This window comes from Synechococcus sp. Cruz CV12-2-Slac-r (assembly GCF_024346075.1).
Lineage (GTDB): Bacteria > Cyanobacteriota > Cyanobacteriia > PCC-6307 > Cyanobiaceae > Synechococcus_D.
This window is the reverse complement of record NZ_JAGQEK010000053.1, coordinates 1-10619: the sequence shown is the minus strand read 5'-3', so window position 1 is coordinate 10619 and position 10619 is coordinate 1. Positions and strand designations below refer to the sequence as shown.

The window sequence follows — 10619 nt, the reverse complement described above, 5'->3', positions numbered from 1 at the left end:
CATCGCTTTGGATGTCAATCTGGCTGTACCAATAGGTAATACCATCTGCACTGTCACGGTGCCGGAAATGCCTTTGCATATACTCAGTACCCTTGGTTGCTGCCTCCAAGGCCCGTTCGTCGCCGGTCATCATGTAGGCGGTTGCAAAGCCATAGATAAGTCGTGAGACTGTGTCTAGGTTTTGCACACCATCTTGCTTGTCGCCTTCCGAACTCAGATCTGTTCTAAAGTTACGGAAATCAATGGTTTGTCCTTCTTCTACCTTGAACTGTTTTTCAAGATAGAAATTGAGTAGTTGTTGAATCTGTCGAACCCACCAATCCGGTTCTTCAAAACGCAGCTTGGAACCATCTCTTCCAAACAGCAAAATATGCTTTGCTTCAAACTTCAGGCCATTTGCTTCTGGATAGAAGAGGCCATAGGCATGTAAGAACCTGCCGACGGTAAGCGTTTCTTTCAATCCTGGCGCTACTTGGAAACCTTCGCCGAGGTTGCGGACTAGTTCTGCATAACAGGCATAGGTTACTTTAACGGTAAAGGTCCGACCGTCAGATGTTTCGAGATCAATAAAGCCTTGTGAGTCAAATACTTCAGGAAAGTCAACTTTTCGAATGTAGCCTGCAATTAAATCTGAGAAAGAGAAATCTAATGTGCTAGTCATTTTTGTGGTGGGTGATGATTTGAACTTTAATTATTGATTCGGCTCTACTAGAGCCACTAAGTGAGTTTAAATCAATTTTTTTCTATATCGCTAACCTCCTGATGCTCTTGTAGTCAATACAACGATGCTGCGGTCATTTACGATATAACCTGAATCCGCAATCATTGGAGATTCCTCCAGAGTCGTAATATCATTAGGCGACTGTAGAGATGTGTCTATGGAGCGATGCCACACTAGGCCTTCATATTGAGGGATGTCGAATTTGAGTGGTTCCCAAAACATGTTCATCATGATGTGGATATTATCGAGACCATCAGTATCTTCTGCTGTATCGCCGAAGGTCATTCCTAGACAGCGTGCGCCAGGATCATCCCAATTAGGTTGGTTCAGTTGGGTGCCATGCCACGAAATTTCAGGAACACCAAACCTGCTTAACTTACCGCTAAAGTATTTGCCCTTAAAATGGTTGATGAAATTACTACGCTTCCTATTAAGCAACGACCAGAAACGAATCATTTCCTGAGATTCGCTTGTTTTCATTGTTTCCCAATTGTACCAGTTAAGCGAGTTGTCATGGCAGTAGGTATTGTTATTGCCGTTTTGAGTACGGGCAAATTCGTCGCCTCCCACAATCATGGGAACGCCTAATGAGCACATCAGGAGCACGCCAAAGTTTTTAACCTGTTTTTTCCTTAGGTCATTAATATAATTGTCGTTAGTATCGCCTTCGGCTCCGCAGTTCCAGCTAACATTGTCGTTTATTCCATCATTATTGCCTTCCCCGTTTGCCCAGTTATGCTTTTCATTGTAGGAACAAAGGTCATAAAGGGTAAATCCATCATGGGCCGTTATGAAATTAACACTATTGACGGGTTCATGGTGACGCCACTGGTAGAGATCTGCACTACCGGTAAGTCTTGCTGCTAATTCATTTATAACCCCAGCATCTCCTTTTACAAACTGCCGTATTGTATCGCGGTATTTACCATTCCATTCGGCCCACCTTGCTCCAGGGAAATAACCAATTTGATATAGACCAGCAGCATCCCATGCCTCAGCAATGACCTTGCTCGAACCAAGAATATCGTCTAGTTCAATAGACCAAATTACAGGTGGATGCTCTAGGGGTGCTCCATTCTCGCCACGGGTCAATACGGATCCTTCATCAAATCGGAAGCCGTCAACGTGCATTTCTTCTACCCAGTAACGCAATGAATCGAGAATTAGTTTTTCACCAATCGGATGATTACAGTTGAATGTGTTGCCGCATCCCGTGTAATCATAATAAAAATCTTTAGAGCCATTCTCACCAGTTAAGTAGTAATAAGTACTGTTATCAAATCCTTTAAAAGAGAACATTGGGCCTTGATGATTGCCTTCATCCGTGTGGTTATAGACAACATCGAGAATCACTTCAATACCTGCTTTATGCAGGGCCTTAACCATATCTCTGAACTCTTCAACGTGGAGGCCGGATTCAGGGCTTGTGCAATACCCCTGATGAGGCGCGAAGTATCCCATTGTGCTGTATCCCCAATAGTTGACCAATGGGTTTCCTTCGTGCACTCGAAGTACATCTGTATGGTCAAAGCTAAAGATGGGTAAAAGCTCTACAGCTGTTATACCAATCTCTTTCAGGTAGGGAATTTTTTCGATGAGGCCTTTGAATGTACCAGGGTGTTGAACTCCACTCGTAGGGCTTTTTGTAAAACCAGCCACATGCATCTCATAAACAATTGTCTCTGACATTGGCCGCCGCAGAGGCATATCACCTTCCCAGTCATAGTGGCGGGTATCGATTACAACGCTACGCATACTTTTGTGCAAGTTATCACCTGCAGCGCAGGCTGCGCCGCGATCCCAGAGGGCTAAGGAATTCCCTTTGGAGTAGGGATCAATGAGAACTTTTTCAGGGTCAAAACGATGACCGTTCCATGGTTCTTTAGGGCCATCTACGCGATAGGCATAGCCGCTACCGGGCTTTAATCCTTCAACGAAAATATGCCAAATATAAAAGCTTTTATTGCTAATTGGACTTAAATCTATTGTTTTGAAAGGCTCAAGATCAGATGGATTTCTAAAGAGTAGAAGCTGAACTGCTGTGGCATTCGCGCTATAAACTGCGAAGTTGACCCCATCATCTTCAACAGTGGCTCCGAAAGGATGAGGCGAACCTTGATAGATTCTGATTTCTTCGCCGGCAGGGGTGATAGGACGCCCCTTCAGTGAAACCACAAGATTGTTGATTGAAGAAGCCATGTGGGTAGGTTCGAGTGATTTGTTAATCCTAGCCTTAAAAAATTTGTCGTAAGCTTGACATTTAATATGTTACCTAGAGCACAATTTCAACTAGTAGTAAACATCAAATGAACTTTACTCGAAAAATGTGTTTTGACTTTAATCTTTAGGTAAGGAAAGGTAAATTCTCCATAAATAACTGGCTTAGCAGTGATTAAGCGGTTTTGCACCGGCCATAATGGGTCCCAGGCAAAATGGTTGATTAATCTTGGCGGGCTACGGACAGATTTCGTTGCGCCCATAACTTTGATTAGTCCGAAGAAAAAATATAAACTATAACACTTTGTTGAAAATATATAAAATACAATCGCAAGCCCTTTACAGGAAATGCGATTGCAATATACACCTAACAATTATAAGTAACGGCAAGAATCTTATTAAGTGCTGATAAGCTTCAGTAATTCTTCAGAGGCAAAAACATCACGAACAAAAGTAAGCTGCTCACTCTTGTAATAGCAGCCGCCCCTGTGGCCACGGCGAACCCAACATACACTACCTTTTGCAATTTGCTCGCCTGTATTATCATCCAAGCAGATCCACTCGAAGTGAGTGAATTCACCCCAGAACTGCACTATAGGCCAAACCATGGTAACGCCGGGCTGTGCAATGATTGCCCACCAGTGCTTTTCACGTTTCTGTTGTTCTTTGATACCATAAAATGGCCCATCTTGGCAGTGATAAACGAGATCAGGGCGATATTCTTTGGTCAAGAGGTCCCCACGGCTTTGGCGTAGTGCTTCACAATGAGTGGGCCAAAATTCGCGATTTTCAGCCTCAATTACCTCAAGCGAATAATCAACATCAATACTAGGGAGAATCGCTTCCTGCAGATCACCAATTTCAGCTGAACGCTGAATCATCTGGGCCTTCAGCTCATCACTTACCAATCCAGGTCTAGAGTAGTCGGCAGCCAGACCTTCGTAATAGCTCTTTCTAGACATAACGGGTTACCAAGAATGAAGTGGGAAAGAGTTGAAGAAAATTTAAAGTTGAAAATCGTGCCTAATGGCACAATTAATAACAAATCAAACCTAAACAGGGTCTCAGCAATAATACGGTTTTCTAATATTTTCTTAATATTGCACCGCATTAAAAGCCTGCTACTTTTCTGTCTATTGACGTCGGTCTATTGACAAGTTTTAGCACGCTGCGATTCGGAACGGAGGGCGTACCTGGTTCAGAACCTAACTCCGAGTGAGAGGGAAGGAGCTCCCACCAATAAGGAAGGGCGGCACCCGCAAGACGATTCAGGAGATCGCCGCTGATTACAGCTTGGATCTGCTCTATTAGATTCTGAGCGCAGTTTTTATCGGTTGCTGCAATAGCAATTTGCAAAAAACGAGCTGTCGTTTATGAACAGGCACGCCTGGTAAATCCAAAACGCTGGAGAAAATAAGTGTGCTGCTAGAGACAACCTGATTTGATATGGATTAATGAGCCATTAGAAGCCCTAGAAACAAGCCTCCACAACGTGTCATCTTTCCTGGCACAGGGGGAAAGAACTAAGCATTGATTTTGAATGATTGGGTGCCGGAGCATGCGGTGAACATATGGCCAGAGCCGTGCTCTAAATAACGTTGAAAGGACTGACGATCACCTCTTTATTATCATCAAAGAACATAATCTAAGCGTTAAACATCCAGCAGTGATGCCCTCAAGGTGGCTGGATTAAGGGAGTCGTCGATAACACCAGGCAACTCTTCTTTAACAGGGAAGCGATTGATCATCTGCAGGGCGCGGCGGCCATTGCGCCTTAGCTCCTCACTCACTGCAGGGCAATAGGGCAACTGGGCGAGTAGATCCACCGTGCGGCGCATCAAACGCACCACATCCCCTTCATCCAAGGAGGTGTTGGATATCAAATCACTCCAACTTTCGCCATCAGCCCAGGCCTTCACTAACCCCATTAAATCAGGCTCCCACCAGAGGGGGAAAAGCACCCCATGCTGTTCTTGCAATCGATCTAATTCACGCCGCAAACCACGTAAATCATGAAGTGCTTCCTCCGCTTTTACTGGAGCTGGATAGGCCGTCCATAGATCTGGGCGGCTTACTTCAGTTGAAATTGCCTCCAATACACAGGCAAGATCTGCTGGCTCAAGTTCGTCGCAATGGCCACTCATCAGCGCAAGGCCAAGCCATAACTCGTTATCCCCCCTCAATGCCGCCACAGTTCTACCGATTTCCGTGGGCTCGAGTTGATCAAGGCAGCCGAAATGCCGCAAGATTTCTATTAATGAAAGGAAGGTTTCCCAGTGGCGATTAGCCCGGTGATGCAGTAGCTGCTGCCGTTCCGCAATCTCTTCCTCGAGTTCCTCCATGCGCCGACGCTGTTTTTTTAGTTGCTTCCGATCTCCCCAGCGGTGAGCCGGATGTAGTTCCAATTCCAACTCAAATGAATTAACAAGCTCTGCCTGATCTCGCACTTCACCAGCAAGATCGTATTGAGGGGTGTGCATGTCATGGCGGCGGGCCATGGCCGATACAGCTAGAGCCAAACCACCACTGTGCTGATCTCCATGACGTAATTCGCCACCTCTTTCCAGTTCAGGCACAGGGATGTTTTGAACCTGCAAACAACTCAATTCAGCGTGAATACAAACCACTGCATGGCAGGGCACCACAATCCATACATTTTCATCGGTGAGGCAGATCAATAAAGGGAATTGGGCCGCCCCCTGTAATTTCTCAACGATCACTGCAGGTGAAACTCCACCACGCAATTGAGGTGCCTTAAGGCTCACCAAAGTGCCTGGGCTTGCAAATTGCAACGCAAGGGTAAGTTCATGGGCAAGGGTTTCCTCTGCCTGCTGTTGCAAAATGCGCAACAAACGCCTTTCTTCCCGTAAGCGATTGCGTTGTTTTTCATAATCTTCAAAATCTTCCCAAGGCACATCAGTAGAACTTTCGCCAAGCAGTTCCAATTGTTCCCGCAGGGCCGTAATACGCGATTGATCATCGGCAAGATCAAGGGTGGCTAGATAACGACCAAAACTGCGCTCAACTAATTCCTTCGCTTTAGGTAAGGCATAACGCTGCAAAAGATTAAGCACCATTCCATAACTAGGCGTGAACTGACTCACCAAGGGATCGGGAGGGCTGGTGGCAAGTTGGCCTGCCTCCTTAACGCCTTCAAAGCGGCTTTGCATCGCCACCACATAACCCTGTATATCGAGGCCACGGCGGCCTGCTCTACCAGACATCTGCAGGAATTCGCTTGCCATTAAGGGCCTATGGCCATTTTCAGTGCGTTTCGATAAAGAAGAAATCACAGTGGTGCGGGCAGGCATATTGATGCCAGCAGCCAGAGTTTCAGTGGCAAATACCACTTTCACAAGCCCCTGCTGGAATAACTCCTCAATAAATTCCTTCCAAGCTGGCAAAACGCCGGCATGATGAGATGCAACACCACGTAATAAAGCTTCAACGTGATAACCATCGCGAACTGCATCTGGGCTTTTCAACGCAAATGCTTCCAGCTGAGTGCGCAATTGAACAGCTTCGTGATCATTAACTAAGGATGCTTTAATTAAATCTCGAACAGCCTTATCACAGGCGCGGCGGCTAAATATAAAAACAATCGCTGGTAACATCTGGCGTTCAGCCAATTGTGCAACTACAAAACCCATACTCGGAGCTTCTGGCTGAGGAGGCTTTGGGCTTTTCCCCTTGCGTTGATGCCCCTTAGGAGCGCGCCATACCTTGCAATTGGGATGCAGGCCATTGCCAGCATCATTCAGCAGTGGATGTAAACCTTTCACGCTGCAAAAATTAAATTGCAGTGGCACAGGCCGAAAATCGCTATGGATTAAGTCTGTGGGGCCATGAACCTGCTCAATCCAATCAGTAAGTTGGCCCGCATTTGCAACAGTTGCAGAAAGAGCCACCAATTGAATCGCTGGCGGGCAATGAATAATTGATTCCTCCCATACGGTGCCGCGTTGAGAATCGTTCATGTAGTGGCATTCATCCAATACCACCGCCTCTACCCCTTCTAGAGGGTCATCGCTGTGGTCTATTTCCGCATAGAGCATGTTGCGGAAAATCTCAGTGGTCATCACCACAATTGGCGCCTCACGGTTAGCGGTGAGATCACCAGTCATTAGGCCCACCCTGTGGGCACCAAACTGCTCGCGAAAATCACGCAATTTTTGGTTTGATAGTGCCTTCAACGGAGTGGTATAAAAAACTCTCTGGCCATGGGCCAAGGCACGATGAATGGCGTATTCACCAATCAAAGTTTTACCGGAACCCGTGGGAGCGCTCACTACAACTGAATGGCCATGGTTTAGAGCAGCGATCGCCTCCAGCTGGAAATCATCCAAGGGGAATCCAAAAAGCTGGCTCGGATCCAATGGAGCAGCAGGATTGGTGGCAGCAGTCATCGTTGAACCCTATGGCTGAGCAGAAACCAGAACGACGCCGCAAACTGCGAACGTTTATTGCCAAAACTGCTGGCCACCTAGATACCCCTGATGGCAACAGTCTGCTAGACCTTGCGAGCAATGACACCCTTGGCCTAAGCAAAAGGCCAGAACTCATAGCTGCTGCCATCGCCAGCATCAGCAAAGGAGGGGTGGGTGCTGGTGCATCAAGGCTGGTGAGCGGCAGCCGCCCTGAACATGAACAACTCGAAATAGCACTTGCTAAGTGGCTAAACCGTGAACGGGTGTTGCTTTTCCCAAGTGGCTTTCAAGCAAACATTGCAGCAGTAGCTGCCTTAGCTGATCGCCACAGCTTGGTGCTAACCGATCAACTAATTCACCATTCACTGCTAGTGGGCATAAAAGCAACAGGCGCAAAATTACAAAGGTTTAAACACAACAATCTTGAAGATCTAGAGCAAAAATTAGAAAAGATCAGAGCTGTTGATGTTGATAGGAAATTAGTAGTAATTAGCGAGAGCCTATTTAGCATGGAAGGAAGTAGTCCAGATGTAAAAGCCCTAGCAACTCTCTGCACAAAACACAATGCAAAGCTGCTGCTCGATGAGGCCCATGCCCTTGGGATCATGGGAAAAGAAGGCAAGGGGCTAGGCCATGGGATTGATGGGATAACACTGATCAGTGGAACCCTTGGTAAAGCATTTGCAAGCGGCGGCGCCTTCCTAGCTGCTGATGAAGCAGTAGCTGAAAAATTACTGCAAACCAGTGGAGCCTTTCGTTACACCACCGCCCTCGCGCCTCCACTAGCGGCCGCAGCGCTGGAAGCTCTGGAACTGATTAAGGCACCAGGGGCAGATCAGATAAGACAGCGATTAAGTGCAAGCGCAAATCAATGGCGTAACACACTGGAGCAATATGGCTGGTCTCGTCCGCCTGGCAATGGCCCCATCATGGCAATCAAGCTGGCAGAAGATATAAAGGCGCTAGAAATGCAAAAAAAACTTGAGCAAGCGGGGATACTGGTGATTGCTATCAGGCCGCCAACAGTGCCGGAGGGGCAGGCACAGCTGAGGGTGAGCCTGCGGCCAGATCTGCCAATCAATTGCCTCGAAAGATTCATGGACATACTTGGCAAAGTAGAAACACAAGTATGAAAATGCAATGGCAGTTAATAGCAGTGCATGGCTGGGGAAGTGATCAACACTGCTGGCAATCATGGCAAGAACCATGCGAGAAAAGAGGTTGGCTACTTGAATGCTTCGAACGAGGTTATGGAGAGAATAAAGAAAAAATACCGCAATGGAATAGCAAATACAAGCACGCACTAGTTGTAAACTCTCTTGGCCTTCATCTAACGCCAAATAAAATATTAGCCGAAGCCGAGGCTGTGATATTGCTAGCAAGTTTTGGTAGATTCATTCCAGAAGGAAGCGGCGGCAGGGCATTGGAAATCGCCTTAAAAGGAATGGCACAAAAAATAGAAGCAGGTGAAATAAAAGAATTATTTGATAACTTCAGAGAAAAAGTTGCAGCGCCGCAGCCGGTGGATTATCTACCCCCAGGGGTGGAGAATCAGAAGATTTCTGAATTAGGCAAAAGAAAGTTATTAAATGATTTGAATTTACTAGCCAAATGCAAAGAAATACCCAAAAGCTTTCCACACAACTCAGCAGTATTAATAGTGGAGGCTGGAGAAGATCAAATTGTAAGCAACGCAAGCAAAACAGAAATGCGCAGAGAATTAAATAAAGCAGAAATGATCACATTGGATGGAATTGGCCACGGACTTTTAATGCCAGAACTCGCGGAAATGGTTTTGAATTGGCTGGAAAAACAATAAACAATGAATATAAAACCCTGCCAAGCATTTGCAAGAGGCGCAAATATTTATGCAAAGAATGCAAAACTGCAACAGGCAGTAGCTTGGCGACTCGCTAGATACTGCAAAAATCTAGAAATACCTAAAGGACTTATATTAGATTTTGGGGCAGGAAGCGGGAACCTAACAGAAGCAATGGAAAAACAAAATAAACAATTATCAGCAGTATTAGTAGATGATTGCAAAGAACTGCTAGCCCAATCAGAAGTAGCGAATGTGCGGAAATTGGAATGGGATTTAAACCAAGGGATACCACCTGAAGCAATAGGTGCTGCGTTAATAGCCAGCAATTTTGCTTTGCATTGGTTGAAAGATCCAGTAGAGCAAATAAAACAATGGGGAGAAGCAATAGCCCCAGGAGGCTGGATAGCAATAACAGTGCCCGTAGAGGGAAGTTTTACAAGTTGGCAGATCGCAGCCAAAATAGCTGGAGTGAAATACACAGGAATCACACTACCAATTGAAGCAGAATTAATCAAAAGCCTTAGTAAAGTAGCTGAAATCAAGGAAAATAAAATAATTAGATATAGCAAGCAATACAACTCAGGGCTTAAATTCTTAAAAGAGATGAAGTGGATAGGAACGAATGGGGGCGCCACTAGCAAACTAAATCAAAAAGAATTAAAAAAGTTAGATCAGAGCTGGCTACAGGGATCAAATAAGAAAACAAAAACAATAACCATAAACTGGGATATAATGCTGGTAATAGCACAAAAGCCTAATGTTAAATAAACAAGAAGAAGACATGCCCAGCCGGCTGATTGTTGCGGGAACAGACACAAATGTAGGAAAAACAATCGTAAGCAGCTTATTGGTAGCAAAGCTAAACGCGCATTACTGGAAACCGGTGCAATGCGGCGAACTTGATACAGGAGGCGATAGCGCCACTATTAAAAAACTAACAGGTATAAAAGAAAACAGGATTATACCTGAGGCCTATAGATTAAAATTAGCAGCCTCACCAAATCAAGCGGCTGAAGCAGAAGGAATAACAATAGAAAACGACAAATTAAAATTACCAAACCATGATGGAGCCTTAGTAGTTGAACTAGCAGGAGGTTTAATGGTACCCCTAAGAGATAACTGGTTACAAATTGATCAAATTAAAGTATGGGATTTACCAGTAGTGCTTGTTGCGCGTTCCGGACTCGGCACATTAAATCACACACTACTATCATTAGAAGCAATGGAAAAAAGAAGTATTCGTGTACATACAATAATACTTAATGGCGAAAAGCATGAAGCAAACTATAGAACATTACGTAATACAGTAAGCCCAAAGATAAGCATAGAGGAAATGATTGAACAATATGAGTTTCGTAATTATGGGCAAGAAAAAAAAGAATGGATAAACAACTCAGAGGCCAGGACTTGATTGCATAATGCCACCATCAGC

Annotated in this window: 7 protein-coding genes and 1 pseudogene; 4 read left to right on the top strand and 4 right to left on the bottom strand. The window is 45.3% G+C overall.

Annotated elements, in window-relative coordinates; genetic code table 11:
* From KB557_RS05935 to KB557_RS05920, 4 genes and pseudogenes are all read right to left on the bottom strand, one after another.
* A pseudogene (locus KB557_RS05935) lies at positions 1-661 on the bottom strand (N-acyl-D-glucosamine 2-epimerase); the annotation flags it as partial.
* 90 nt (positions 662-751) lie between these two features.
* The gene (gene glgX, locus KB557_RS05930) at positions 752-2920 is read right to left on the bottom strand and encodes a glycogen debranching protein GlgX (protein ID WP_255132263.1); all 2169 of its coding nucleotides are present in this window, start codon (positions 2918-2920) and stop codon (positions 752-754) included.
* A gap of 416 nt (positions 2921-3336) precedes the next feature.
* The gene (locus KB557_RS05925; RefSeq protein WP_255132261.1) at positions 3337-3900 is read right to left on the bottom strand and encodes a hypothetical protein; all 564 of its coding nucleotides are present in this window, start codon (positions 3898-3900) and stop codon (positions 3337-3339) included.
* Positions 3901-4590: 690 nt separating this feature from the next.
* Positions 4591-7344 (bottom strand): RNA helicase, encoded by a 2754-nt coding sequence (locus KB557_RS05920; protein ID WP_255132258.1) that lies wholly within the window; start codon positions 7342-7344, stop codon positions 4591-4593.
* Between the two features lie 11 nt (positions 7345-7355).
* Here KB557_RS05920 and KB557_RS05915 point away from each other — a divergent pair, with 11 nt between their 5' ends.
* From KB557_RS05915 to bioD, 4 genes are read left to right on the top strand one after another with little or no spacing between them, the layout of a single operon-like run.
* Positions 7356-8498 carry an aminotransferase class I/II-fold pyridoxal phosphate-dependent enzyme gene (locus tag KB557_RS05915; RefSeq protein WP_255132256.1) on the top strand — a complete coding sequence of 381 codons (1143 nt, stop codon included), beginning with the start codon at positions 7356-7358 and terminating at the stop codon, positions 8496-8498.
* Positions 8495-9184 carry an alpha/beta fold hydrolase gene (locus KB557_RS05910; protein ID WP_255132253.1) on the top strand — a complete coding sequence of 230 codons (690 nt, stop codon included), beginning with the start codon at positions 8495-8497 and terminating at the stop codon, positions 9182-9184. Before KB557_RS05915 ends, KB557_RS05910 begins: the two co-directional genes overlap by 4 nt.
* Positions 9185-9187: 3 nt before the next feature.
* Positions 9188-9955 carry a methyltransferase domain-containing protein gene (locus tag KB557_RS05905; protein WP_255132251.1) on the top strand — a complete coding sequence of 256 codons (768 nt, stop codon included), beginning with the start codon at positions 9188-9190 and terminating at the stop codon, positions 9953-9955.
* Positions 9945-10598 (top strand): dethiobiotin synthase, encoded by a 654-nt coding sequence (gene bioD, locus KB557_RS05900; protein ID WP_255132249.1) that lies wholly within the window; start codon positions 9945-9947, stop codon positions 10596-10598. The genes KB557_RS05905 and bioD overlap by 11 nt, the downstream gene beginning before the upstream one ends.
* The last annotated feature ends 21 nt before the right edge of the window (positions 10599-10619 follow it).